Raw genomic sequence first — 25,816 nt, 5'->3', positions numbered from 1 at the left:
CATTGCTAAAAATAGCGCTTTTTTTTGCCTTTTTAGCGACTGATATGCCCACTTCTTAATATAGATTAAGGTTTTGCTCTTTTCTTAGCGCTACTATTGCCGCCCTTTTATCCCAACGACATGACAGAACACTTCTAGAGGATTGCACTTGAGCACTTTGTTTACACAAACCCAGATTGGCAACATGACACTAAAGAACCGCTTTGTTCGAAGTGCAACGTGGGAAAATATGGCAACTGAAGATGGCCATATGACAGACAAACTTTACGATATCTATGAAGAGCTAGCCCAAGGTGAAGTCGGCTTAATAGTGACAGGTTATGCAAATATCGTTGAGGAAGAAAAACCTAATGCAGGCATGATGGGCATGTACAACGACTCTTTTATTGCTGAATACCAAAAGCTGACTGAGTTAGTGCACAAGTATGATTCTAAGATTGCGATGCAACTGGCGTATGGTGGCACAAAAACCACGTATAACGTCGGCGAGCGTGTGATCTTTGCACCAAGTGACGTATGCGAAAGAGGCACGCAAACTCTTGGTAAAGCGATGACTAAAGATGAGATTGATTACATTGTTGATGCTTTTGCTCAAGCAAGCCGACGAGCACAAGAGTCTGGTTTTGATGGCGTTGAAATTCACGCGGCGCACACTTATTTAATCAATCAGTTCTTGAGCCCATATTACAACCGTCGTGAAGATGAATACGGCGGTAGCTTAGAGAATCGTATGAGATTCTTAATTGAGATTTATGCCAAGATCAGAGAATTAGTGGGTAATGATTTCCCTATCTTAGTTAAGCTAACGGCCACGGAGTTTTTTGATGGCGGTTTAACCTTTGATGACACTCGCCTTATTTGTAAAAAACTGGAAGAGATTGGTGTCGATGCCATTATCGTTTCAGGCAATATTCACGGTAATGCGAGCACCATGATTGGCGAGTCGTTTGATGGTTATACCTTGCAAGATGAAGGCTATTTTCGTGAGTATGGTGCGGTAATCAGTGAAGATATTTCTATCCCTGTAATTACTGTGGGTGGTCTTAACGATATTGGTGCGATTGAAGCCATTGCAGAGAACACCAATATTCAATATTTTGCTTTATCACGCCCTTTGCTTGCTGAGCCTCAGTTAATTAAGCGCTGGAAAGAAGGCAGCAGAGCAGAAGTGGATTGCGAGCGTTGTTCTAAGTGTCGCACCAAACGCGGTAATTTCTGCGTGGTGTATAAAAAGAGAAAACCAAAGAAAGACCAAGCGTAAGATAGATTAATGGTTTAAATCGCCAAAACAAAAAAACGCCGCAGGTATTAACTGCGGCGTTTTAGTTTGATTTACTAGAGGGGAATTCTAGTATTTTTTTAGGATCTCAACGATGTCACTTTGGCTATCTGAATTGATGATTGCCTCGATATCTTCATCGTTTTGGAACAACTCAGATAACGCCATAATAGTATTGATATGGCTGTCTGAATCCATCGCGGCTAATGTCACTGAAAAGTACACATCGCCATTGTCTTCTGACTCTAGGTTCACACCATTCTTAAACACGGTGATTTGAAGCGCTGCTTCGTTTACACCATCTTCAGGTCTTGCGTGTGGCATTGCAATTTTAGGAGCAAGCACATAGTAAGCACCAATTTCATTGTGTTTCTGTTTGATGGCTTCTAAGTAACTTGGTTCAATCTTTCCATTTTTTAGCAATACTGAACACGTTAGCGCTAACGCTGAATCGACACTTAAATTGCTTTCAGATGTGATAACGATACCGTCGTCACCAATTAATTCTAATAAACTCATGATACAAACCATCCAAGTAGTAGACCAACAACACCAAAGTCAAAATCAGAGAAGGTTGTTGCTTCTAATCCTAAACCACCAAGTACCGGAAGCAGTAACATTGGTAAGATTGAGATACAAATACCTTGTGTAAATGAACCTAAGATAGCGCCACGTAAACCACCCGTTGCATTACCGTACACACCAGAAGCTCCACCCACGAAGAAGTGAGGAACAACACCAGCAACAATAATCGTCCATCCCATCATGCCTTGTACACCCATCATTAATAGGCCAGCAGAGAATGAAGATAAGAAGCCAATTAATACCGCGTTAGGCGCAACAGGGAATACCATTGGGCAATCTAGCGCAGGTTTTGCACCTGGAACTAATGTGTCTGAAATTCCTTTAAACGCTGGAACAATCTCAGCAATCAACATTTTTACACCTTGAAGTACGATGTAAACACCGCCAGCAAAAGTAAGTGATTGCATAAAGGTGAATACCACCCAGTTTTGCCCACCAGATACACTCTCAACAAATTCACCACCAGCAAAGCTAGAAGCCAATAAGAAGAACAATGCCATAGTTGCAGCAACAGCCACTGGCGTATCACGTAAGAACATTAGACTTTTTGGTACGTTAATGTCTTCTGTTGATTTTGATGTATCACCAAACTTGCTGCCAATATAGCCTGAAACCACATAAGATAACGTTGAGAAGTGACCCATTGCAAGTTGGTCTGTGCCCATTACTTTTTCAGTATATTTTTGAGCAATCGCTGGCATGATAACCATTAGCGAACCAACAATGATAGAGCCTACTGCAACTAACGTTGTACCGGTAATGTCTGCTGTTGATAAAATTACCGCAACAAGCATCGACATAAACATGGTGTGGTGACCCGTTAAAAATATATATTTTAAAGGAGTAATGCGAGCCAGTACGATATTCACAATAAATGAGAAGAACATAATTAATGCCATCTCATAACCAAACGCTTCTTGTGCTAATGCCACAATCGCTTCGTTATTTGGAATAACACCACTTACACCAAAGGCTTCGGTAAATACCACTGAAAAGTTATTTAATGCGCCAACTAATGCACCAGCACCAAAACCTAGAATTAAGAATCCCATTACGGTTTTGATGGTGCCTTTTAAAATCGTGGATATATCAGACTTTTGAGCAACAAGGCCAATAAAAGCAATAAGGCCCACCATGATTGCTGGCTCTTTTAATAAGCCGAGCATGAATTCAAAGAAATTTATCATAATAATAAGACCTTACATGAATGCTTTTAGTTGCTCTTCAATAGACACTTTGTCAAAAATATTTTTAAGACTAATGATATTCTGTTTGCCAGCTTCTTCTAATTGACTTGCTACATCCGTTGCTGCAACCCAGATATCAGCGTTGCTTGATGTTGCTGATGATAGATCTTCGTGATCAACTTCTGCTTCAAAACCTACTTTTTTAATTACATCTTTTACGGCCATTTCCATCATTAATGAAGTGCCTAAACCGTTACCACATACAACTAAGATCTTTTTCATTTTATATACTCTCTGTAGGATTAATTTGGAATGTAACATTCATTCCCTATTTATTATGTTGAGAATCTTAATGGGTAAATCGAAGATTTAAATAGATCTAAATCACAAAGCCAAAATGAGATTGTGATGCAGATCTACTTAATACAGTCTTATTAACAAAAAGCTTTGTTAATTTTTTCTGAGGAATTTGAAACTGTGATGGGTGTTGTATTTATAAATGGATGAGCTTTTTTAATTCGACCTGTAAAAATAATCAATAAGTATTAGCCTGTTATTTCCCGTAATCTGTCAGCATTTTTTTCAATAGATTATTTACGTCTTTGGTCTTTTTATTTCGTTTTGTTAGCGCGCTTAATGACATTGGCATTTTCGGCTCTTCTTTTTGTATTTCGCCTTCGCCTGCTTTGAGTTTCATTTTTTGTACGGCAGGTAATAGCATTCGTACTTCTTCACCTTTTTCATCGGTTAAGAGAACAATGTTTTCTGACTCCACTTGAACAATGGTTAATAAGCCATGTTTTACTGACTCTATTTTTTCCCCCACCATTATGGATTCAGGCGGCACTGAACGATCAGCCAATTGACCACTTCTTAATTTAGCAGCACTAATCGCACGAACATTCCCTGTATTCTCAAACGCTACAATCACGGTATGCGTATTGTAGTATTCGATCACGGTAACATAGCCGTGCTTTTTGGTTTTAAACCTTGCGCCATTTTGCATATCTAGCGGCGCGTCCATCTTCTTTGCTAACATCTGTCCTTCCTATCTCACACACCTTAACAAATCAAAGCACACTCTTTTGCACCTAGATCGGCTTAGCCCACCGAGAGTATATACATATAAAACATCAAGATAAATCTATCATTTAGGTTACAACTCACGCTTATATATAAAGCATAATCTAAAATATTGTATTTATCCTACTCTTAGGAATGGTTCTTATTTTGCAGGAAAATCGCTCTTCTAGTGTTTAATTTCATTAATTAGGGGGCGATATCCATGACAGGACAAGACTGTGAACAGAACATTTGTCACATAATAATAACCCTGTTTTGTTTATGGTCACATTACAGAATCGAACTCTTAGCCCCCATTAACAGTTAACTATATAGTTACACAATTCTAAATAATTATTATAAATAGCCCTATGTTCTCAACAATTACCTCTAAACTTCTCATTACTTTACTAAGTGTTTTTACTTGCGTGCTCGTGGTATCGACAACTTATCAGTATTTCCAGCAGAAAAACCTCATTAATGTCATGCTAAGTGAACAACTTCATGACAAAGCAAGTAACTATTTTGATAGTTTAAATATGATGATGCTAACAGGGACTATGTCTCAAAAAGAAACCTTACGACAAAAATCACTGGCTCAAGATGGGATCGAACAAGTTCGTGTTCTACGTTCAGAATCAGTAAGTAAACTTTATGGACCTGGAAACAAAAACCAAATCCCTGTTGATGACATTGATCGTAGAGCGCTTGCTGGAGAAACGGTTATAGAAGCATTTAGTGCCGATTGGGGTCGAGGTTTAGTTGTCGCTTTACCAATGAAATCAAGTAAAGATTACCGTGGAACCAATTGTGTAGCGTGCCACATGACTCCTGAAGGTGAAGTTTTGGGCGCTATTCGATTAGAATATAACCTTAGCAACGTAAATAAACTTATCAGCAAACAGACTTTTTTAGCGATTGTAATTATGGCTAGTATTTCTTTTGGTGGTTTTATGATCACGATGTGGTTAATACGAAAAATAGTTATCCGCCCAATTCAACAAACCTCTGCTTACATGGCAACGGTGAGTGAAAATAAAAACCTCTCTTTACGATTAGATAATAAACAAAATGATGAGGTAGGTACGTTAGCACAGGCAATCAACTCTTTTATGGATACCGTCTCTGATAGCTTAATTAGAGTCCAAGAAACATCTCATTCTCTCTCTGGCTCTGCTTCTCAATTAACAAATGTCGCTCAAATTACAAATAAAGCCGCCAGCAATCAGCAGTGTGAAACCGCTGAGGTTCAGAACAATATTGAAAGTATGCAAAGCGAACAAATGAATGTTGAACAAGCAACATTGAATACATCAGCATTAATAAATCATACAACAGAAGTTGCTCAAGCCAGTGCTGAACAGGCACACCTAGCTAGTCAGGATATCAATATTCTGGTGGGTGATATTGAATCAGTAAAAGACAAGATCTCAGAGCTTAATCAACGTACTGGCCAAGTATCTTCTATTCTAGAGGTCATTAATGGCATTGCTGAACAAACTAATTTACTCGCCCTTAATGCCGCAATTGAAGCTGCACGAGCAGGTGACCAAGGACGAGGATTTGCCGTTGTTGCTGATGAAGTCAGACTCTTATCTTCTCGTACCGCAGAAGCTACCGGTAATATACGAACTATTATTTCAGATCTACAAAAAGGCAGTGAGTCTTCTCTGCAATCTGTTGATACTGTTTGCGCCCTTGCTCATCAACGATCATCTGAAATTGAAGAATTATCACTGACGATTAATACGATGGTAAGTGAAATGCAACAAGTGCTACAGCATGCAACTCAAATACAGCAACAGACTCAAACGACGACTCGCTTAACTCAAGATGTGCAGACAAAAGTAGAGATCATTACCCAACACGCCAACGACACCTCACACTCTGCGGAGCAAACCAGAGATATCAGTGTCGGGCTAGAACAATTGGCAGATAGGTTGGAAGTATTACTTAATCAGTTCACTTTATCTAACAAGCGATAGCTAATTACATCATTATGGAACTTTTCTTCCATAGTTATTGGGTAATTACGCTATTTCTCTCTTAGCGAGTTTTGTTTATCTTACTCCCATCAACAGCGCGTAGGTCGGATGTTCCCTCTTACGCTTTTGTTCACCGAATTTAGGAAGTAGATATGACTCACCCAATTATTGCCGATTTAAACACTCGTTACACAGCAAAAAAATACGATGCAACTAAACGTATCTCTGCAGAAGATATGGATGTGATTAAAGAAGCAATCCGCCTGTCTGCTTCTTCAATTAACTCACAACCATGGAAATTCATTGTCCTTGAAAGTGATGTAGCAAAAGAGCGTTTCCACGGTACGTTTGCGAATATGTTCCAGTTTAACCAGCCGCACGCAAAAGAAGCGTCGCATACAATTTTGTTTGCACACAACCCGAAATTTGATAAAGACCAATACCGTAAAGTGGTTGATGCTGAAGTAAGTTCTGGTCACCTTCCTGCTGAGCGTTACAACGACATGCTTGATGGTGCTTACGGTTTTGTTGAGTTGAATACTGATGAAAATGGCTTTAATGGCAACTGGACTAAAGCACAATCTTACATCGCTTTAGGTAACACGCTGCATACACTTGCACGTATGGGTATTGCTTCTACTTCTATGGAAGGCGTTGATGCTCAGCTAATTGGCGAAGAGTTTAAAGACGAACTTGATGGCTATGTATGTGATTTTGCTCTTGCTCTGGGTTACCACAAAGAAGTTGAAGATTATAACCACGGTCTTCCAAAAGCACGTTTAGCTATGGAAGATGTGATTACTGTTCTTTAAGAATAGATAGTTACAGAAATGAATATTACGTTAACCCTGCTCTTTTGAGTGGGGTTATTTTTATTTATGGATTTGGTACATGGTTTCAAAATTTGGGATATGTTGCTCCCAACGAGGTGACTCTCCAATATACTCTTTCACTGCCGCAATAAACTCTCTCACTAACGCGGTCTGTTTTCTGTGTGGATATAAGGCATAAACCGCAAGCCCTTTATTACAAATAGCATAATTCGTTAATAACGGTTTTAGTTTCATATCTTCAATTGAACAAGCTAAATTGGAAGAGGCGATAACGGCATAACCTAAACCATCTTTTACACCTTCCAATAAAGTTCTTACGTCATTCACCTTGTAGTTCCCCTTCATCTTGTAGTTTTTAAACTGCTTTGAATCTGGTGTTTCACTAAACCTAACAGTATCCACTGTTAGCGTACCATTGCTATAGATAACAGAAGGCAAACTGACCAATTCTTCTGGGGTGCTAGGCTCTCCATATTGTTTAATAAATTCATGAGAGGCTAAAGCAACTGCACGAATATCCGCTATTTTTTTGGCAATCAAACTTGAATCATCTAAACGACCTAAGCGAAAAGCGACATCGAAGTGATCGGTTATAATGTCAGATCGTTTGTCGTCCATTAGCAGCACAATCTCTACATCTGGATACGATTTCATGAATTTACTGATCACAGGTTGCAGATATTGCTGTCCAATATGCACTGGTGCTGTAATTCGAATACGACCTTTTGGCTCTGCATGATAAGAATCAGCAATAGTTTGTACATGGCCGATGGTGTTAACCAGTTGATGAGCTTGCTCTAAGATCTCTTCACCGGCAGGAGTTAAAGAAAAGGAACGAGTCGAGCGATTGAGTAGTTGCACTCCAAGCTCTGTCTCTAATTTTTTTATCTGCTTAGAAAGCGTTGAATTGTCCATATCATGCAGCGCAGCGGCTTTGGTAAACGAGCCTTGTTGTACAACATCAATAAAGAGTGAAAGCTGATTAACCAGAGACATGACGGATCCTTTGTTTAAATAGAGAGGCGTTAACTAATGACATTATAAATCATTAACTAAAGCCTATCATCTTTGTCTAAATATAAAGTGCTATCAACGCATCAATGGATAAGTAAAAAACACTAGATGTAAAAAGTTAAACAAAAAGTGAAAACCGACCGCGACCCATAAACGATTGCTGTAATGAAACGCTAAACCATATCCAACGCCTGCTAAGGTAGCAAAAGCAACGAGCAACCAGCCACCGCCAATATGCGCTAAGCCAAACAATACACTTGCTACTGCTATCCCTAAAACCCAGCCAAAACGTTTCCCTAATTCTTGTTGAATAAAACCACGGAAAAAAGCCTCTTCAGCAACACAAGTCAGTAATAAATTATTTAAAGCAAATACCCACCACCAGCTCGGGATTGTAAACTCTGGCTTTAATGCTCCTAATCCCCACGCAAGAGGCAGTAAAGCAAATAAGGGAACAGCAATAAGCATTAATGCTTGTTTGTTGAAGGTGTCTTTTTTACCTAATAAAGCAGGATAAGCCAGTAACAATCCAAAAAATATCAGCGGCTTATCTAAGTTCAAATACATCGTAAACGGAATACTTAATGGTCCAGAAACGACAGAATCTAAAACTTTAGCATTATTAAAACCGGGGATAAAATGTAGGAACAACGCAATCGACCAAATAAAAATAAAAGCATAAGCGCCATATTGCCACTTACGCTCTAAATTTGGTGCTTTATAAGCAATGACTAAGCCGACTATCACCCCAGCTAGTCCTGTAAAATTTAATCTCTGCTCTATAATTGCACCGATTAAACTTATTCCAAGTAAAATAAAACTCGCTTTCATTTGTTGGACAAAAGCCAGAACAATAGCTAAAGCAAGTGATATCCAAATCCACATCGAAAAATCAAAGACCAAAATAATACCTACAACACAACAATAAAAATTGATGGAAATAATACAGGGTAATAGATTTTATAGAAAGACAAATGAATATCATTATCATCAATGTGTTTGGCTATTAGTATACATTTACGGATATATTTTCTTTATTTTACTATTACTTACCAAGGATCTTTTGATAAATGCGTTCTGCTAATTGATGACTGGCAATATTACGATCTACCGTTGTTGTGGCTAACTTCCCTTTCTCTACAACACTAATCCAATCTTGGATCATATGGTCAAACCCTTTACTGGTTAGCATTGGCGTCCAATCTTTAAGAGAAAGCTTTTGCTCTGTACTGTTATGCCAGATTTTCCCTTCAACAAAAGAGTTAAATTCAACGGCTTGATTTACATAACTTGCCGATACTCGCTCTGTTGTGATGCCAAAATGACGATCCATTGAAGCATGCAGTAAAGTCTCACCAACTTGCCATTGCACATCTAATCTTGCTAGTTGATTGCCTTGCATTTGATGCGTGATATGCAGATCATCTATCGTCGCCTGAGCGTTTAAGTTGATACTGTCTAATGGATGGATAAAATCATCAAAAATAAAGGTACGAAGATCACCCGGTAAAGCATGACGATGTTTCTCCCAGCGCAGTGAGCGTAGCTGACCTACTTCTCCGTTTGCCAACTCTGGTAAATGTTGATTATAGAGCGGGATGTGACGACGATTAAAACCAACATAAAGTGGCTGATTATGCTTGGCAGCAATAGTGTAAAGTTGCTCAACCTCTTCTGCTGAATCCGCTAACGGCTTATCTACAAAAGTGGGTACTCCGTTTTTAAGAAAGAAGGAGGCGATGTCAAAATGCACGCGAGTGGCCGCATGGATCATTACCGCATCAACGCCCAAAGTTAGTAGCTCTTGGTAATCTTCACAATATTGATCCACACGATATTTCTGTGCCAATTGTTTAAGTACCTCTAGATTGCGAGTACAAAAAACCGGCTGAACATTCTCAAGCTGTGTGATGATAGGTAGGTACGCTTTTTGAGCAATATCACCCAAGCCAATGATTCCAATTTTCATGATGATCCTTGTTTAAATACGATAGGTATACTGCAACGCTATCACAACTTTATAAGGCTGCCATCATTTATCAAATAAGAAAATTAACGCTAACCAACAGCAAGACTGAAATTACCAAAGTTCTGGTTTATTAAACGCAGGAACACATGAAGAGTCACCATCAATCCCGATCAGCTCTTGACCACTTAGAGATTGTGCTAACCAGCCATGAGGGTAACTAAGTGTAAGTGGCGCTTTAAATTGCGCTTCTGTTACTGGTTGGAAAGCCACTTTTGAATAAAAGCTAGGATCACCATAAGTAAACGCTAATTCTACACCTTCTTTTTTCATTGCTTGAAGGCCAAAATTAATCAGCGCCTGACCAATTCCTTTGCCTTGATAATCCGTATGTACAGCTACTGGCGCAAGTAAGAAGACGTTGATATCTGCTTTAAATGTCAGTCTGGTGAATAAAATACTGCCTATCACTTTCTCATTTTCTGTTGCTACAAATACGTATAAGTCTTCAGCTTTAGTGGTTCCAATAAGATCTTCTACTAATTGACCAATTAACTGCCCCTCTTGCTCTCCTTCTGAGTCAGAAAAGGTTTTAGTAAATAGTGCGTTAATCTCGTTTGTTTGTGCTGCTGTATATAAAGAATATTTCATTGTCTTATCCTATCTTTGAATTTTTTAATATAAACATTTGATAATCATATTCACCGGCTCTTTGGTGAAAGATTGCGATTTCACGCTCGATATCAGCCAAAACAGAAGAACCGTATAACTCTTCTTTTAGCTCGTTTAGTCTTGCTTCTAATGGACGGTAATAAGCTTGCCAAGCTTCTTCACTGAGTGGGAAAGTATCAATCAATTCATAACCCGCCTCTTTTGCCTGCTTAATACGAGTAGCCGTGGTTGTCATGTCTGGATACTCTTTTTGCCAAAAATCGACGCTCTCTTGCTTTGGCTTATCAACGCTCCACACCGCGTCACTTAATACAAGGACACCATCTTCTTTCAATAACGGTTTCCACGCTTTTAGTGCCGCTTCAACCCCCATGATATAAGCACTGCCCTCTGACCAAATAAGATCAAAACTTGCAGCTTCACAAGGTAGGCTTGTCATGTTGGCGCAAAGCGTTGAGATCCTATTATCGAGGCCTTTTGCTTTCATTTTTTGCATTAACGCGTCTAGGGCAAACTCTTCATTATCTACCGCTGTGATTGTCGCTTGAGTATTCTCCGCTAATATCTGAGTCGCTATACCTTGCCCACAACCAATTTCCAGTATGGTATCAATTTGGTTCGGTACTATATTTAATGCTTTCAACCTGTCAGCTTTACTGCCTGGCCCCCACGTTTCTAACGCTTCAAATACCAAGTTAAAATCTTGCATATAACGCTCATGTTCATTCATGTCTTTTGATAACCACTTTAATCTCATGGCTTGTTTTTCATCAAACCCTTGTTTTATTAGCCATTCTAAATGTGCTGAAGGCGCTTGTTGTTCAATGGTTTGATGCCACTCTCTCATTGAGTTCATACCAAGCATTGAGGATAGAAGCTCTCTCGCTTTTTGTTTCTTTGCGATTTCATCATCTAGAACCTCTAATCTATGCAGCAATTTCTCTCTGTCTATTTTAGCCTCTAAACAAGCCTGACACTCTTTTAGTGACAAACCTCCTGCTTGTAATTGCTGCAATAACACTAGACGCTGAAGATCGTTTTCTGAATAGCTGCGATAACCATTGGCTTGTCGTTTTGCTGAAATCAGGCCTAACTTCTCGTAATACAACAAGGTTGAACGACTTAATCCCACGTGCTGTGCTAACTCAGAAATACGATACATACACTCTTTCCTCTTGGTTGATAACAAACACTATAAACTATGAAGCTTTAGACAGGTCAAGCGTTCACTCTTTTTAATACAAAAATAGATCTATTTATGCTTCAATCTCTTCATGCTTTTAAATCAGAGACAATCATGACTATTGAAAAATTTGAATCCATTTATCAACGAGCGGCGCAGCGTAAAGGTGGGGAAGCACAACTAGAGCTGATGCTACATAAGCCATTATCACCAGAAGAGTTAGCCGCGATCCCTGATGATCGTTGGTTAGCAGTATTTACAGAAAAGGTTTTTCAGTGTGGTATTTCATGGAATGTAGTTCGTAAAAAGTGGCCTGAGTTTGAAGAGGTTTTCTTTCAATTTCGCATTCAACCGTTGCTACTCCAACCCGATGAAACATGGGAGGAGAAAGCTAAAGATCCGCGTATTATCCGCCATCTAACTAAGGTAATGACGATCCCTGCTAATGCCATGATGATTAATATGGCAAGCTTAAGGTATGGATCATTTGGCAAGATGGTAGCAAATTGGCCTGAGGACGATATTACGGGGTTATGGGCATATCTTAAAAAACACGGAAAACGCTTAGGTGGAAATACTGGTGCTTATGCATTACGCCAAATGGGTGTCGATACCTTCATTTTATCTTCCGATGTAGAGTCGTATTTACGTCATTGCGATATTATTGATAGTGGCCGAGATACGAAGCGAGCACTTCAAGCAGCAACTCAAGCATTTAACCAATGGAAAACTGAGTCAGGGCGATCTTTGTCTGAAATTAGCCAAATAATTGCTTATAGCTGTGGGGATAATCGAGTCGTGTAATTTTCTTCATTCTAAGGGGGAGCATTCTAATATCCCCCCAATTTTGACTCTTATTTTGTTTTGAAAATTAAATTTATCCATATGATATATGTAAGGTTATCATTTTATTTATTATTCAGGCCAAAAAACTCTATCCATTAATTTCCTTTGCCACCCTGACACATCAAAAAATCTGATGAGTCGCAATGCTACATTCACACTATTGATAATTTACAAAATAGTAGGTATGGTCGCAAAGTAATCGAAATTATGGACAGCCAATTAAATGAAAATTAAACATATACTTTACTCTTTATGCCTAGTCGGTGTTCTAGGTATGACCTTTACCCTTGGGTATGCTTACAAAATCAGCCAAGATTCAAACCAACTAAACCAAGCCCGTTTAGATTTAGCAGAATTAGAAATTAATTTGCTTAATATGCGTCGTAATGAAAAAGACTTTATGGCGAGAATGGATTTAAAATACCTTACGAAGTTTGATAAAAATGCTCAAAAATTCATGGACAAAAGCCAAGAGATATCTCAAATATTTGATGATTTTGACATTAAACTTGAGCGCAATGATCTGATAAAGAAAGAATTAGAAGAATACCAAGTCACGTTTAAAAACCTTATTAGTGCCTATCAAGTATTAGGACTAACTCAGCAAGATGGATTGCTTGCCAATTATCATAAAAATCGAAAAATATTATTCTCTAAAGCGTTTCGCCAACAAAACATCAGTTTATTAGAAGGGATTCTACGCTTTGATGAAAGTGTAGCTAACGGTAACCTTATTACGCTAAATAATTATACTGGCGAGCTATTTTCCTTAGCTTCTCAGGCCAATGCGGTAATTCAGCAAAAAATCAAATTAGGCTTAAAATACGATCAAGGCTTGAAAGGCGAAACTCGTGTAGAGTCTTCTGAAGTTGAAAGTAATTTCTCTCTGTTAGCTCAAGAGCTAAACGAAAAAGTGGATGAACATATTGCCTATTTAAATTGGCAAAAATACCTTGTCTCTGGCTTTTTAATCCTCTCATTAATTGCCCTGTCTATTACACTCTCATTAATGATTGTTCGCCGTATTTCAAACCAAGCTAATGTCATTAAAGAAATCACTGATACCAATAATATTTCATTACGTGCTCAAAATATGGGCAATGATGAGATCAGTCAAATAGGGTTAAGTTTTAATCAATTACTAGATAACATTCAGTCTCTGGTTGGTGATACACAACAAAAATCAATTCATTTAGCAGGCAGTGCGTCTGAAATGAGAGAGCAATTAGAAGGTGTGTTACGCGATTTTGATCAGCAGTCACAACATACAATGATGATGGCAACGGCAGTCAATGAAATGAGTCTAACCGTCGCTGAAATTGCGAACAATACTGAGGCTGCAGCAAGTAATGCCACCCAATCACATCAGCATGCGACAGAAGGCCAAGAGACCTTACATGCGGCATCTCAGGAGATCTCTCAGTTATCAAGTACTCTGCTCTTAAGCCAAACAGACATTTCACATTTAAGCGGTTTAGTTGGTCAAGTAGGTAGTGTGGTTGAGATGATTCAAAGCATTGCTGAACAAACTAATCTTCTAGCGCTTAATGCCGCAATTGAAGCCGCTCGTGCTGGTGAACAAGGTCGAGGATTTGCCGTCGTTGCTGACGAAGTTCGCTCTTTAGCCACAAGAACACAATCATCGACTGAAGAGATACGAACGATCATTGAATCCATTCAAACTCAAACGGATAAAGTGGTTACGAATATTGAGAAATGCAGTGACCAAGGTGAAAGTTCGGTTGAAAAAGCCAGCAGTGCAGAAGCGATATTAAATAAAATCATCGTGGATATGTCGACCATTTCTGACTCATCAATTCAGATAGCTTCAGCCATTGAAGAGCAGAACACAACAACCAACGAAGTAAGCCAAACTATTACAGAGCTTAATGACTTAACTGACAGCAACATTAATTCAGCGCAAGCATGTTTGACAGAGCTGCAACAGGTAGCAGAACAAGCTGAAGAGATGAAAGAACAAGTTTCACAATTTAAGACAAGTTAGAAACTAGCCTTAAACTAAAAAAGACAGCCATATAGAATATCGCTGTCTTTTGTTTTACTCTTTTTTATTGAACTCGATCAAAATACTGACACCGAGAACTGCAATCACAATGGTTATTGCATAACTCATCCAAATGACTAATTCTGTCAGTGGACTTAACCCTTCCGATATAAACATTACTCCTCCTTGAGCAAACTTTTGTTTCGGTAACTTATTCTACCTCTATTCGTTACATTCAAAATGTGACACTCGCCAAAAACATGACTAAATATCGAGGTTTAAAAGACTATTTATCAAAACATTGTTACTGTTATTTCTAACAGTTACATAAAAACATTAGTTAACTCTAAATGAACCTCATGAGCTCAAATATTGGTTTGCCAAAAAGAAAATAGATTCCATAATTAATAAAAGAAAGAATATTAAGTGAGGATATATGGATAAGATGATTTGCCCATGTTGTCGCCAGCATCAAGAGTGGTTTTATAGCGAAACCAGCTGTATTTGGTATTGTATTTGTGGTCATGTTATTTTTATAGCATAAGTCCAAAAAACCAGAAATAAACAAGAAAAATCAAGATTATCTGACTACCATTACATTTTACCTTCTTACTTTTTAGGAGCCTGAATGAAATGGATTTCACTGCCTGGTTTACTTTTAATTTTCTTTACAACTAATGCATATTCAAACTCTGTCGAAGTCGTTTTTTTAGGCTACAGTAACCATTATGTGGACCGAGATTATGATTATAATGAAAGCCACCAGTTAATTGGATTAAGCATTAATAATGGCTTTAGTGTTGCGCACTTTGTTAACTCTTACCATAACAAATCTACGTTAGTGGGTTGGAAGTTTCTAATGGAGGATAGCGTAAAAATATACGATCTATCCGTTCATTTAGGTGCTGTCGCTGGCGTAGTTACTGGTTATGAAAAAGACCAAATAATCACTTACATTAATGACGACATTAGTCTTTATTTAATACCCCAACTGATCTTTACTTACCCTATTACCGACACAATCGCCTTTTCTGTTGTTAATGGCATTGTGCCGGATTCCAAAGGTGTTATTTTCATGCACCATCTTCAGCTATCTTTTAACGATTTATTTTAGCTTTTTAGCCTCTACAAAGGCCACTAATAGCTTATCAAAATCTAATCGATGGATGCATTTTCCTATGGTTCCTTTGTTCCCATTGGCTTTCTCTAACTCTAATGTGTATCCCTTACGAGAAAGGTAACCTAACACACTAAAAAAGATGAAAACTAATGAAGTTACGGCTTCAACTAAATAATCAGATAGCTCATTCCCACTTAACGCATCGAGGATTGGCAATATTAAAAACCAGCCAATGGTATAGAACATGATCACACTGAATATGCCTAGTCCCATTCCATACTTAATACGCTCTTTTCTCCCCCACTGAATTATATTAAGACTTAAAATATTTTCTAATTTTTCCTTGTGGCCTTGATAGGTAAAACTGCTTTCGGTGAGCTGATATTTCTTCGAATCAAATAATACCTTGTCCATGCTTTTTCCTTTTCATGCACTGTTATTGTTACGATAAGTTATTTAACTTTCTTAGAAAAAATCATTTTATAGATAGATTGTAGAAAGACGACAAAGCCATAACTAACATTTGCTTTACCATATTCATCAACCGCATAAATGAAATTTGATTTGAATTTTTCAACAGCGTCTTCAGGAGTATCTGCATAGATGACATCATCCTCTACTTCAAAACCTTGATCTAAAATCGCAGATTTCTCTTGTAGGAACGAGCTTGATGCCATATCAAGAAAGGTGTATTGCTTACGATTGCTATTGGGAATGCAAAAGAATTGGTATTTAGCCATAGTTAGTTTCCTCTATTAAATAAAACGTCTCAAAAATGATTTAAAATTGGATGCGATATTTTATTATTTAGAGCTAACCGTTTTTTATAAAACTTATGAATGAATCTATTTATTCACAACAGAACAATCAATAGATAGTTCAGTAAAAATAGACCTACATCTCACTATACTCAGTTAATGTATACAAAGATGCCTCGATTGAAGATTATTAACAAATAACATAATTAATAAGTTCAACAGAGGCATAGGTACTATTTTTATTACCGTTTAATATTTAAATAAGTGTACTTGATTATTCAACTGCGTTGCGATCTCACGCAACTCTTCAGATAGCTGCTGTGAATTGCTTGCTTCGTTTGACATTTGATCGGACACATCACTTGCTGATTGAATGTTTTGGCTTACTTCGTCCGTCACGGTTCTTTGCTCCGCTGCCGCATTTGAGATCTGCATTGCCATGTCTGAGATTTGTTGAATAGAAAACGAGATTTCTTCTAATGCAGTCGTAGCATTATTTGCATCATCGACACTTGATTGAGCAAACTTCTTACTCTCGTCCATACTATGAACTGCGCTATTGGTATTGCGCTGCAATGTTTCAATCATCTGGCGAATTTCATCTGTTGAACTGTGAGTTCGCTGTGAAAGCACACGCACTTCATCAGCCACAACCGCAAAACCTCGACCTTGATCACCTGCGCGAGCTGCCTCTATCGCCGCATTTAGCGCTAATAGATTCGTTTGTTCAGCAATATCACGGATGGTTGAAAGTATGGTGTTAATCTGTTGAGCATTGCTTTCAAGCTCTTGAATTATCCCAGACGCGTTATCAACTTGGTTTGCTAGATTCGTAATTGATTCTTGGTTGCGAATAATGACTTGCTTGCCTTGCTCGCAGCTTTCTGTTGAGTTAATTGCTGATTCTGCGGTTAGCTGAGCGTTATTAGCCACTTCTTGAGCCGTCGCGGACATTTCATGTACTGCCGCTGCAATTTGAGTGATTTCATTCACTTGAATCGCTAAACCATCACTGGTTTTACATGCCACCTGCGTACTTACTTTTGATTGGGAGTTAAGCTCTGATGATGATGTTGCGATATCTTTAATGATGGTGTGCAACTTCTCAATAAAGGCATTTACATGAGCAGCTAAATGACCAATTTCATCTTTTGAATCAACTTCAATGCGCTGAGTTAAGTCACCTTCTCCTTTAGAAAGATCTTCCATCGCTTTGCTTAATATATTCAATGGCGCCAGTGCTTTCTTGATTAAAAACATAGCTAAAGCGGCAATAATCACCAGCTGTAAAACAACCATAAATGCAGAATCACGGATCACGCTGCGAACCGAGGCGAATGCAAGATCTTTATCAACAACAGCAATAAAGTACCAACCAGAAGTCGTCTCTTTAGCTGCTGTGATGAATGCCTCTTTGCCATTAACGATGCCTTCTGATTGAGAATGATTACGAGCCAACTTCTCAATATTATTCATCGTAAATCCACTGCCTAAAACTGTCGCGGATTTTTGCAGCATACTGCGGTCATCGTGAGCAACAAATTTACCATCACTATCCACAAGATAAGCAGTTACACCATCTTGATTAATCGACAAAACATCATCAACAATAGCTTGAATGCTAATGTCTGCGCCAATAACCCCTGTGTATCCATTCGTATTGAATGAATCAGCAATAGTAATCACTAACTTACCTGTACCCACATCAATATAAGGGCTCGTAACAATGGCATTGGTTGAGTTTTTCGCTTGGTTGTACCAATCTCTAGTGCGTGGGTCATATCCATTAGGTACCGGTATATTTTTACTTTGATAAAACTCACCCGTTGAAAGGCCTGCATAAGTAATATCAAATCGGCCTGAATGTTCCGATTGAGAAAAATAACTGATTGGCTCTGCTGAATAGTTAAAGGCTTGTTCTGTTGCTTGTAAGATCTGAATTTTACCGTCAATCCATTTCTCGATACCAAGTACACTCGATTTGGTAATTGCTGCGGAGAACTGGTTAACAGAACGATACGTTTCTTCCATTAACTGCTTACCCGTCATGTATGTTTGTATTGAAGCCATGATTAATATGACTGCGACAAACATGATAGTCAGTTTGTTCTTTATTGAAATATTCATTTTTATGTTAACCCGTTTATAAAATTCCGCACATGCTAATAACAATAGTATCAACATTAAGATATAACAGAATATCATACCACTTAAATTAAAGGTTTTGGAATGGCATCTTCTATATTGTATTTACTATTCCATAAAAATAAAATCAACCTCTCATTATTACAATGGTTAATACTGATAAATTTAAGATTTTATAAATACAGAGCACCGAAGAAAAAGACTTTATCTGTTTATGGATGAAAATTTTTTATCCATCAGTCAAATGGATTGCATAACTCAGTAATGGTTAATAAAAGAAAGCCACAGATAAGTGGCGACCGGACATGAGAACAGCCTACTTTTCTAACTCTCTTAAACAGTTAAGTATCAATAAATATTTTGTGCATTCACTCTAATATATAGAAAAATAAGCCTATGGTTCGCTCTTATCCGAGAGTAAACTCACATTTTTTTTCTCATCTCAAACATACACTCCCTCCTTACTTACGGTCTCTATATCAACGGCATCAGAAGGATTTTTTATGTCGCAGGTTTCTCTTAATGGTGATTGGACACTGACCTCTCCGACACACCCAACTATCTGTATTCCCATGACTATTCCAGGGGATAATTATCAAGCTCTCTATCATGCGAATATTATTGCTGATCCCTACCAAGGAGTGAACGAAAAAGACGTTCAATGGGTAAGGGAATGCGATTGGCATTTATCTCATACTTTTTATTTGTCGCAACAAGAACTCAATGCCTCTTCATTGCTATTAAATCTAAGTCGCTTAGATACCCTTGCCGATGTATTCATTAATGGTGAACTGGTGTTACACAGTACCAATATGTTTCAGTTACATCACATCAATATCAAACCGTTTGTTGAACTGGGCGACAATATCATCTCTGTGCATTTTTCTAGAGTTGATAAAGAAGGAGAGCAACGAGCCGAAATCTTACCGATGCCTATTCCATGGGCGGTAGGTAATAACAAAGTGCCACACATGAATCTGATCCGTAAAACACAATGCCATTCAGGATGGGATTGGGGGCTCTGTTTATTAGTCTCTGGTATTTATGATCCTGTTTATATTGATGTAATTGAACACATCACTTTATTGTCTGCCCAAACAGAGCAGATTTGGCATCAAAATAGGGTTGAAGTTAATGTCACGATTAACCATGATCCTATTGCTGATCATGAAATAACGGTGACGTTTGGCGATCAAATACAGATGACCACCACCAGTAAAACGGGGATGACGACGGTTAGTTTTCATATTACAGAGCCTGAACTTTGGTGGCCTTCAGGCTATGGTGAACAGCCTTTATATTCTTTGCATGTTGATCTTAATAACCAGACTATTTCTAAAAAAATCGGTCTTAGAGAGCTAGTACTTAACAACAAGCCTGACCAAATTGGTTCAGCAATGGAGTTTGTCATTAATGGCTTTCCTATCAATTCAAAAGGGGCAAATTGGATCCCGATGGATGCCATGCCAAGCCGAGAATCAGAAGCGCGTTATCGTGAATTATTAGGCAGTGCGAAAGACGCCAATATGAACATGATCAGAGTATGGGGAGGCGGGCAATATGAGTCCGATATGTTCTATGATATCTGTGATGAGCTAGGATTAATGGTTTGGCAAGACATGATGTTTGCCTGCTCACTCTACCCTTCTACTGATGCATTTATAGATGAAGTTGAGCCTGAAATTCGCCAACAGATCCAACGATTGAAAGATCACCCTTCTATTGTGATTTGGTGTGGTGATAACGAAGTCATTGGTGCAATTGGTTGGTATGATGAATCGAAAAACAACAAGACGACCTACACGGTTAATTACGATCGTTTAAACCGAAATATTGCTAAATGGATTGCAGAGGAAGACCCAAGCCGTCGTTTTTGGACGAGCTCACCTTGTAATGGCGATATGGATTTTGGTGATGCGTGGCATAACGACAATCGTGGTGATATGCATTTTTGGGATGTTTGGCACTCAGGTAAGTCATTCGATGCCTATCTCGATATTAAGCCTCGTTTTTGCTCTGAATTTGGCTTTCAATCTTGGCCCTCTTTTGCCGAGGTGAAAACCTTTGTCCCTGAAGAAGATTGGAACGTCACCTCTCCAACCTTTGAAGCACATCAAAAAAATGGCCGCGGAAACAGCATCATCACTGAGATGTTTACTCGCTATTTCCGTTTCCCATCTAGCTTTGAAAACATGCTGTATTTAAGCCAAGTGCAGCAAGCTATTGCGATTAAAACAGGGTGTGACTATTGGCGAGCGATTAGCCCAATTTGCCGTGGCATGTTGTATTGGCAGTTAAATGATAACTGGCCTGTCAGTTCATGGTCGAGCATTGAATACAGTGGTCGATGGAAGCAACTTCACTACCATGCTAAACGATTTTTTTCACCAACATACCTTCCTTTTGAGATCTCAAATAATGAGGTTCGTATTAGAGCGGTAAATGACTGTCGTAATGAAAATCATATTGATGGTACTGTTTATTGGATGGACTTTAATGGAGAGATCTTAAAACAATGGTCAATTAATTACTCGATTGAGCCTGATGGTAATGATGTTATTTGGTCATTAAGCCATGAGAAATACCACGATTGTGCTAATAACAGCTTCTTCTTTGTTGACGCATTCGTTAACGGAAAACAGCTCCAAAATACGTGGTTTGCAAATCAACGATTAAAACAGCTCACTCTAAAAAAAGCGAATATTGAGGTGGTTCAAGAAGGCGCTAGCATTACGTTACGAACCGATAATCCTGCTTTTTTTGTGCATTTAGAACACGATGGAAAGGGCAGATTTAGTGACTCAAGCTTTACATTGTTACCTGAAAATCCAGTCACCATAACCTACATTGGAGATGATATCGAAACGCTCACGAACACGTTGCGAGTCTATGATTTATCTAACAGTTATTAGTTCTTATACCAATGTAATTAATTAGCTGTTCTATGTATTAAGCCGAAAAACAAAAGCCAATGACTCTCACCATTGGCTTTTTTCTGTCACTCATTTTGTACTAAAAAATTAAACCATCCCTTTTACTTTATCGATGATTAACTCTCTAAACCAACGATGAGAGTGGTCAAAATCGAAATGCTTATGCCACATCAATACATAACATCCGGGCTCCATTTTTACCGGTGCTTTGAGTTTTTTAAGTGGTGAGCCCTTGAGCATCGTATCGACGTACTTTGCTGGAGCACATAAAATTAAATCGCTGTTTTCACATAACTCCATTGCTGAATGGAAGTCAGTTAAGTTAACCGCGATGTCTCGTTTTAGGTGCTGCAAATTAAGAATATCATCCAATAACCACTGTTCAATACCACCAAACACCACCTGCAAATGACGATATTTTAAAAAGGTATCTAGATCCCATTCTTCTTGAAACAATGGATGATCTTCACGAACTAAACACACCGCGTGATCTTGGATCAACTCAACGTAGTTCAACTCCGAGGGAATGTTCTCAATGTGCCATTTTGAGCGAGGATCCCACTCCCAACAACTGATCGCCAAATCAATTTCACAACGTAATAATTGCTCTAAACTATCACGACGCCACGTTTTAGCGTGCACATTAACTTGAGGTGCTTGCTTTAATAAATCAGGCATAAAGTAGGGGTAGGTCAACGAATACGCAGGCTCTACCATATGAATATCAAAGGTTCGCTTACTTTTATCTGGCTCAAAGTCATTTGGTCGCGTAAATAACTCTAATCGTTGTAATACTTGACGCAGCTCTGGTGCTAACTGTTTTGCTCTTGGTGTGGATCGTAATCCATAAGGTGTTCGCTCAAACAAGGGATCATCAAATACTTCTCGTAACTTTGCCAATTGCTTACTGACTGCCGATTGGCTTAAATGTAATCTTGATGCGGCTGCAGTTACGCTCTGCTCTTCTAGCAATACTTCTAATGTATTCAATAAATTATAATCAAACTGCAACACGGGTTACTCCACTAATTTTTACCAAACCAAAATCAGTTGGTTTGGTTATCATCTCTTTTATTGTAATCCCTATTGTTATCTCGAGGTCATTTTACTTCTTTTGTAATCTAAACATCTCTTTTGAGGTATAACGATGAATACCCATTAGTTCTTGATTTTTCAATGCTAAATCAAGCATGCATTGCGCCACGACTTCTCCCTCAATAGGCTTATAATTTAATAAGAAACCTTTCATTAAAGGATTTAAAACAGTCATAACCCCTTGTAAAAATGTCTCATCTTTTCGAGCTTCTGCTCTGTCTCCTGCCAGTGGCCCTGGTTGCATAAACGTGACACTTTTAAAACCAACTTGAGTCACCTTATCTTCCATCTCACCTTTGCATTTTAAATAGTGCGATAACGCTGATGATGAAGCGCCAATGCAAGAGACGATATAAACATGCTCGACACCAACCTCATGCATAGATTGCGCGACGTCCACTACCAGAGAGACATCTACCGCTTTTAATGCTGCTTTGCTGCCTGCTTTTTTAATCGTAGTCCCTAGAGTAATAAAACCAATGCTAGGTTTATTATCGGCCAGTGCCATTTTATCTATGGATAAGCCAGGAGTGACTAACTGAGTCAACTTAGTACAAGCTTCTTCAATAGGTCGACGACTTAGACTATACACACATTCTACGTCTTCACTTTTTAACGCAAAATTCAATAAATGATGGCCAATTAACCCTGTTGAACCAGCAATAATAATTGATATTGAATCTGACATAATGTACTCCTGAGTATTCACTTTCATCACTGTAATTTTAGCTTAATAATGTCATTGAAAACACAGGTTCACCATTCTTTATATCGATGACAACTAATTACTGATGCTATTGCCATATCTCATGATCAAATCAACCACGCTATTTACCCCTAATTTTTTCATTAAATTAGATCGATGAACTTCAATCGTTCGCAAAGAAACACACATAGAATCAGACATTTGTTGATTTTTAAAGCCTTTTACAATCAGTTGTAGAACTTCTTGCTCTCTAGAGGTTAAATTTTGATATGCTCGTTTAACATCCAAATCCTTACACTGCCTATCTGATAACTGTAACCCCTTCTTTATGGCTGCACAAAGATCTTCACCTTCGACTGGCTTTTGAAAAAAATCAACGGCACCACATTTTAGAGCTTCAACTGCCATGGGAATATCGCCATGGCCCGTTAAAAAAATCACACTTAATGGGCTTTTTTCATTATTCAATAAGCTATGTACGTCTTGCCCTCTAAGTTCTGGCATTCGACTGTCTAAAATTGCACATCCCGGTAAAGTGATATCAACCTTATCTAAAAATTGTTGGCCACTAGAAAATTCAGAAACGGTAAAACCATACCCTTCAAGCATAAAAACCAGAGATTCTCGTACTGAATTTTCATCATCAACGACATAAACATTATAAGCGCTTAGCTCTGTGTATCCCTTATCTAACAATTGTCATCCCTTCTGATATGGTAAAACTACCACCACACGGCAGCCCCTTGGTTGTACTGAGTGATACTCTATGGTGCCATTGTGGTTTTCGATAACCTCTCGACAAATAGCTAATCCTAAGCCCAATCCATTGTTTTTTGTTGTATAAAATGCCTGATCCAACGGTATTTTATTGTTTTCAATTCCAACTCCATTATCGGTCACAGAAATCTGAACCCGGTCTTCTTGATAGATTATTTCAATCGTAACCAATAATGCTTGTTGCAAGTCATTCACCATGACACAGGCATCTTTCGCATTATTTAATACGTTAAGCAGCAACTGTTGAAAACCAGTAAAGTCCGCTAAAACCATACTCGGCTCACCATAACTATTGATTTCTAATTCAATATTATTTCGTTGAAAATCATGCTCTAACAATCGATAGGTGTCATTCACTAACGTACCTAACCAGAAGCGTTTTTTTTCTGTCGGTTTCTTATGGATCAAATCTCGAAGACGTTGAATAATGTCACTTGCCACATTAACTTGTTGTTGAATTTTTTCCATCACAGGCAGTAACTCTTCAGGTTTACTTCCCCTTTCAACTCGCAATTTAACGCCTTGGCTGTAATTTTTTATTGCTGACAATGGTTGATTGATTTCATGAGCAAGGCTACTGCCTAATTCTCCCACTATCATGATACGTTGAGCATGCTCTAGCAGAGTGCTTTTTTGACGTAAATCTTCTAATGTTTTCCGCAATGCTTTCTTACTGCGCTTAAAACGCCATTCCAGTAATAAATGGTAAATATTTAAACCAAATAAGCCAATTATCATCATCAAGGCTAGATAAGGATTTCGATGTAACCAATCTTCCATTTGCTGCGTCCATGGTGTTTGTAAAGGATGCATATCTAGATGTTGGTAAGCCTTATCAACATTCAAACTGCTTTCTGGCAATGTCCAACCAACATTACTCGCAGCTTTGGCTGCCTCTGCATTCGCAGGCATTGCTAATAAAGCTTGGGTAACTTGCTTACCTATCTCATTGGTTGCTCTACTTGTCTTTGCAAAAGTCCAATTCGGATATAATGGCGTGCTCACTGCACACGTAAATCCATCATGTTGTTGTTCACCTAAAACTCTAAATTGAGAGCGCTCAACAAAACCTTCTTCGACCATTTCTTCTAGTGTACAAGCGGGGGCAATCGCTACGTCTAGCTCCTTTTTCTCAATCGCTCGAATCAAGTTATCCGTTGGTGGTCCTGGAAATTGAATGCGATCATAAAAAGCAGTATTAAAATAGCCACGTTTATCCATCTCAAAATGGAAAGCAATAAAACCGCCAAAGGCCTTTTCAGAAACCGCCGCTACTCTCGCATATTCGATATCTTGTAAAGAATGATAGGGAGAATCAGCCCGAACAATCACCGCCGATGCAATGGCTTTACTCAATGCGACTTCATGCTGTTTTTTCTGTGTGGCTAACCAGTGAATCGGAAGCTGTCTTGCAAAAGTGGTGGCTTGCCCCGGACTCGTTAATAAAAAATCAAGCTCTCCAGATTTGAATGCATTCTCCAAGCCATCAAAATTATAAGAATGTAATACAAACTTTGAGTTTGGTATTTGTGATTCCAACCAATTCATTGTTGGCTCCCAAGCAATATTACAATGATAGTGGCCTCTTAACGCCAAAACGCCCACGTCATATTGCTTCACTTTTATTTCATTGGCATAACACAACGATGGACAAATAAGCAGCAA

At 38.4% G+C, this 25,816-nt stretch carries 24 protein-coding genes; 7 read left to right on the top strand and 17 right to left on the bottom strand.

The features are described 5' to 3' along the window. Positions 1–148: 148 nt before the first annotated feature. Entirely contained in the window at positions 149–1,261 is a 1,113-nt protein-coding gene (locus AC2INI_RS16260) for an NADH:flavin oxidoreductase (protein WP_122032482.1), read from the top strand. Between the two features lie 87 nt (positions 1,262–1,348). On the opposite strand, the gene AC2INI_RS16255 is transcribed toward AC2INI_RS16260, so the two are convergent. The 4 genes from AC2INI_RS16255 to AC2INI_RS16240 all read right to left on the bottom strand — a co-directional run bounded on the left by AC2INI_RS16255 (position 1,349) and on the right by AC2INI_RS16240 (position 4,075). Continuing rightward, positions 1,349–1,798, bottom strand: coding sequence for a PTS sugar transporter subunit IIA (locus tag AC2INI_RS16255; RefSeq protein WP_162922434.1), 450 nt, complete (start codon positions 1,796–1,798; stop codon positions 1,349–1,351). Beyond that, on the bottom strand, positions 1,795–3,051 hold the full coding sequence (gene ulaA / locus AC2INI_RS16250; RefSeq protein WP_122032480.1) for a PTS ascorbate transporter subunit IIC: 1,257 nt from the start codon (positions 3,049–3,051) through the stop codon (positions 1,795–1,797). Before ulaA ends, AC2INI_RS16255 begins: the two co-directional genes overlap by 4 nt. Positions 3,052–3,063: 12 nt before the next feature. Continuing rightward, positions 3,064–3,333, bottom strand: coding sequence for a PTS sugar transporter subunit IIB (locus AC2INI_RS16245; protein ID WP_122032479.1), 270 nt, complete (start codon positions 3,331–3,333; stop codon positions 3,064–3,066). A 271-nt stretch (positions 3,334–3,604) separates the two neighbouring features. Next, on the bottom strand, positions 3,605–4,075 hold the full coding sequence (locus tag AC2INI_RS16240) for a hypothetical protein (RefSeq protein ID WP_174213426.1): 471 nt from the start codon (positions 4,073–4,075) through the stop codon (positions 3,605–3,607). A gap of 409 nt (positions 4,076–4,484) precedes the next feature. Here AC2INI_RS16240 and AC2INI_RS16235 point away from each other — a divergent pair, with 409 nt between their 5' ends. Both AC2INI_RS16235 and AC2INI_RS16230 read left to right on the top strand, forming a co-directional pair. After that, positions 4,485–6,098: a methyl-accepting chemotaxis protein gene (locus AC2INI_RS16235; RefSeq protein ID WP_122032477.1), complete on the top strand. Its 1,614-nt coding sequence runs from the start codon at positions 4,485–4,487 to the stop codon at positions 6,096–6,098. A 152-nt stretch (positions 6,099–6,250) separates the two neighbouring features. Beyond that, positions 6,251–6,910 carry a nitroreductase family protein gene (locus AC2INI_RS16230; RefSeq protein ID WP_122032476.1) on the top strand — a complete coding sequence of 220 codons (660 nt, stop codon included), beginning with the start codon at positions 6,251–6,253 and terminating at the stop codon, positions 6,908–6,910. 60 nt (positions 6,911–6,970) lie between these two features. Here AC2INI_RS16230 and AC2INI_RS16225 read toward each other — a convergent pair whose 3' ends face one another. From AC2INI_RS16225 to AC2INI_RS16205, 5 genes are all read right to left on the bottom strand, one after another. Continuing rightward, positions 6,971–7,927: a LysR family transcriptional regulator gene (locus AC2INI_RS16225; protein WP_486306422.1), complete on the bottom strand. Its 957-nt coding sequence runs from the start codon at positions 7,925–7,927 to the stop codon at positions 6,971–6,973. 93 nt (positions 7,928–8,020) lie between these two features. Further along, positions 8,021–8,848, bottom strand: coding sequence for a CPBP family intramembrane glutamic endopeptidase (locus AC2INI_RS16220; protein WP_486306421.1), 828 nt, complete (start codon positions 8,846–8,848; stop codon positions 8,021–8,023). Positions 8,849–8,990: 142 nt separating this feature from the next. Further along, positions 8,991–9,914, bottom strand: a complete 924-nt coding sequence (locus tag AC2INI_RS16215; RefSeq protein WP_486306420.1) for a Gfo/Idh/MocA family protein — start codon at positions 9,912–9,914, stop codon at positions 8,991–8,993. A 111-nt stretch (positions 9,915–10,025) separates the two neighbouring features. Next, positions 10,026–10,562, bottom strand: a complete 537-nt coding sequence (locus AC2INI_RS16210; protein ID WP_486306419.1) for a GNAT family N-acetyltransferase — start codon at positions 10,560–10,562, stop codon at positions 10,026–10,028. A gap of 4 nt (positions 10,563–10,566) precedes the next feature. Next, positions 10,567–11,745 (bottom strand): MerR family transcriptional regulator, encoded by a 1,179-nt coding sequence (locus tag AC2INI_RS16205; protein WP_486306418.1) that lies wholly within the window; start codon positions 11,743–11,745, stop codon positions 10,567–10,569. Between the two features lie 135 nt (positions 11,746–11,880). Here AC2INI_RS16205 and AC2INI_RS16200 point away from each other — a divergent pair, with 135 nt between their 5' ends. Beyond that, entirely contained in the window at positions 11,881–12,570 is a 690-nt protein-coding gene (locus tag AC2INI_RS16200; protein WP_486306453.1) for a DNA-3-methyladenine glycosylase I, read from the top strand. Positions 12,571–12,835: 265 nt separating this feature from the next. Then, positions 12,836–14,617: a methyl-accepting chemotaxis protein gene (locus AC2INI_RS16195; RefSeq protein WP_486306417.1), complete on the top strand. Its 1,782-nt coding sequence runs from the start codon at positions 12,836–12,838 to the stop codon at positions 14,615–14,617. A gap of 54 nt (positions 14,618–14,671) precedes the next feature. Here the strand turns inward: AC2INI_RS16195 and AC2INI_RS16190 are convergent, their stop codons facing one another. After that, positions 14,672–14,794 carry a hypothetical protein gene (locus AC2INI_RS16190; RefSeq protein ID WP_256372588.1) on the bottom strand — a complete coding sequence of 41 codons (123 nt, stop codon included), beginning with the start codon at positions 14,792–14,794 and terminating at the stop codon, positions 14,672–14,674. A gap of 451 nt (positions 14,795–15,245) precedes the next feature. On the opposite strand from AC2INI_RS16190, the gene AC2INI_RS16185 reads away from it, so the two are divergent. Beyond that, positions 15,246–15,731, top strand: a complete 486-nt coding sequence (locus tag AC2INI_RS16185) for a hypothetical protein (protein ID WP_122032469.1) — start codon at positions 15,246–15,248, stop codon at positions 15,729–15,731. On the opposite strand, the gene AC2INI_RS16180 is transcribed toward AC2INI_RS16185, so the two are convergent. The 3 genes from AC2INI_RS16180 to AC2INI_RS16170 all read right to left on the bottom strand — a co-directional run bounded on the left by AC2INI_RS16180 (position 15,723) and on the right by AC2INI_RS16170 (position 18,622). Then, positions 15,723–16,151, bottom strand: a complete 429-nt coding sequence (locus AC2INI_RS16180) for a hypothetical protein (protein ID WP_486306416.1) — start codon at positions 16,149–16,151, stop codon at positions 15,723–15,725. The genes AC2INI_RS16185 and AC2INI_RS16180 overlap by 9 nt on opposite strands. 38 nt (positions 16,152–16,189) lie before the next feature. Next, the gene (locus AC2INI_RS16175) at positions 16,190–16,477 is read right to left on the bottom strand and encodes a hypothetical protein (RefSeq protein WP_122032467.1); all 288 of its coding nucleotides are present in this window, start codon (positions 16,475–16,477) and stop codon (positions 16,190–16,192) included. Positions 16,478–16,744: 267 nt separating this feature from the next. Then, complete coding sequence (locus AC2INI_RS16170) at positions 16,745–18,622, bottom strand: methyl-accepting chemotaxis protein (protein ID WP_162922433.1); 1,878 nt, start codon at positions 18,620–18,622, stop codon at positions 16,745–16,747. 521 nt (positions 18,623–19,143) lie between these two features. Between AC2INI_RS16170 and AC2INI_RS16165 the strand changes: the two genes are divergently transcribed. Next, a complete protein-coding gene (locus AC2INI_RS16165; RefSeq protein ID WP_486306415.1) occupies positions 19,144–21,552 on the top strand; it encodes a beta-mannosidase in 2,409 nt (802 codons plus the stop codon). Between the two features lie 108 nt (positions 21,553–21,660). On the opposite strand, the gene AC2INI_RS16160 is transcribed toward AC2INI_RS16165, so the two are convergent. The 4 genes from AC2INI_RS16160 to AC2INI_RS16145 all read right to left on the bottom strand — a co-directional run bounded on the left by AC2INI_RS16160 (position 21,661) and on the right by AC2INI_RS16145 (position 25,771). Next, entirely contained in the window at positions 21,661–22,587 is a 927-nt protein-coding gene (locus tag AC2INI_RS16160) for a LysR family transcriptional regulator (RefSeq protein WP_486306414.1), read from the bottom strand. A gap of 91 nt (positions 22,588–22,678) precedes the next feature. Then, positions 22,679–23,356: a Rossmann-fold NAD(P)-binding domain-containing protein gene (locus AC2INI_RS16155; protein WP_486306413.1), complete on the bottom strand. Its 678-nt coding sequence runs from the start codon at positions 23,354–23,356 to the stop codon at positions 22,679–22,681. Between the two features lie 93 nt (positions 23,357–23,449). Continuing rightward, the gene (locus tag AC2INI_RS16150; protein WP_256372587.1) at positions 23,450–24,070 is read right to left on the bottom strand and encodes a response regulator transcription factor; all 621 of its coding nucleotides are present in this window, start codon (positions 24,068–24,070) and stop codon (positions 23,450–23,452) included. A 3-nt stretch (positions 24,071–24,073) separates the two neighbouring features. Beyond that, positions 24,074–25,771: a sensor histidine kinase gene (locus tag AC2INI_RS16145; protein ID WP_122032463.1), complete on the bottom strand. Its 1,698-nt coding sequence runs from the start codon at positions 25,769–25,771 to the stop codon at positions 24,074–24,076. Positions 25,772–25,816 lie beyond the last annotated feature (45 nt).

The sequence above is a fragment of the Aliivibrio friggae genome (assembly GCF_057368515.1).
The sequence above is the reverse complement of the archived record's forward strand: the minus strand, read 5'-3'. Positions and strand labels throughout refer to the sequence as shown.

Bases quoted from the DNA above. Each gene is read 5' to 3' on its own strand.
- AC2INI_RS16210 (WP_486306419.1), bottom strand. From the start codon at position 10,562: ATGAAATATTCTTTATATACAGCAGCACAAACAAACGAGATTAACGCA.
- AC2INI_RS16170 (WP_162922433.1), bottom strand. From the start codon at position 18,622: ATGAATATTTCAATAAAGAACAAACTGACTATCATGTTTGTCGCAGTC.
- AC2INI_RS16225 (WP_486306422.1), bottom strand. From the start codon at position 7,927: ATGTCTCTGGTTAATCAGCTTTCACTCTTTATTGATGTTGTACAACAA.
- AC2INI_RS16190 (WP_256372588.1), bottom strand. From the start codon at position 14,794: ATGTTTATATCGGAAGGGTTAAGTCCACTGACAGAATTAGTCATTTGG.
- AC2INI_RS16195 (WP_486306417.1), top strand. From the start codon at position 12,836: ATGAAAATTAAACATATACTTTACTCTTTATGCCTAGTCGGTGTTCTA.
- AC2INI_RS16230 (WP_122032476.1), top strand. From the start codon at position 6,251: ATGACTCACCCAATTATTGCCGATTTAAACACTCGTTACACAGCAAAA.
- AC2INI_RS16200 (WP_486306453.1), top strand. From the start codon at position 11,881: ATGACTATTGAAAAATTTGAATCCATTTATCAACGAGCGGCGCAGCGT.
- AC2INI_RS16155 (WP_486306413.1), bottom strand. From the start codon at position 23,356: ATGTCAGATTCAATATCAATTATTATTGCTGGTTCAACAGGGTTAATT.
- AC2INI_RS16215 (WP_486306420.1), bottom strand. From the start codon at position 9,914: ATGAAAATTGGAATCATTGGCTTGGGTGATATTGCTCAAAAAGCGTAC.
- AC2INI_RS16255 (WP_162922434.1), bottom strand. From the start codon at position 1,798: ATGAGTTTATTAGAATTAATTGGTGACGACGGTATCGTTATCACATCT.
- ulaA (WP_122032480.1), bottom strand. From the start codon at position 3,051: ATGATAAATTTCTTTGAATTCATGCTCGGCTTATTAAAAGAGCCAGCA.
- AC2INI_RS16185 (WP_122032469.1), top strand. From the start codon at position 15,246: ATGAAATGGATTTCACTGCCTGGTTTACTTTTAATTTTCTTTACAACT.
- AC2INI_RS16205 (WP_486306418.1), bottom strand. From the start codon at position 11,745: ATGTATCGTATTTCTGAGTTAGCACAGCACGTGGGATTAAGTCGTTCA.
- AC2INI_RS16165 (WP_486306415.1), top strand. From the start codon at position 19,144: ATGTCGCAGGTTTCTCTTAATGGTGATTGGACACTGACCTCTCCGACA.
- AC2INI_RS16245 (WP_122032479.1), bottom strand. From the start codon at position 3,333: ATGAAAAAGATCTTAGTTGTATGTGGTAACGGTTTAGGCACTTCATTA.
- AC2INI_RS16240 (WP_174213426.1), bottom strand. From the start codon at position 4,075: ATGGACGCGCCGCTAGATATGCAAAATGGCGCAAGGTTTAAAACCAAA.
- AC2INI_RS16235 (WP_122032477.1), top strand. From the start codon at position 4,485: ATGTTCTCAACAATTACCTCTAAACTTCTCATTACTTTACTAAGTGTT.
- AC2INI_RS16180 (WP_486306416.1), bottom strand. From the start codon at position 16,151: ATGGACAAGGTATTATTTGATTCGAAGAAATATCAGCTCACCGAAAGC.
- AC2INI_RS16175 (WP_122032467.1), bottom strand. From the start codon at position 16,477: ATGGCTAAATACCAATTCTTTTGCATTCCCAATAGCAATCGTAAGCAA.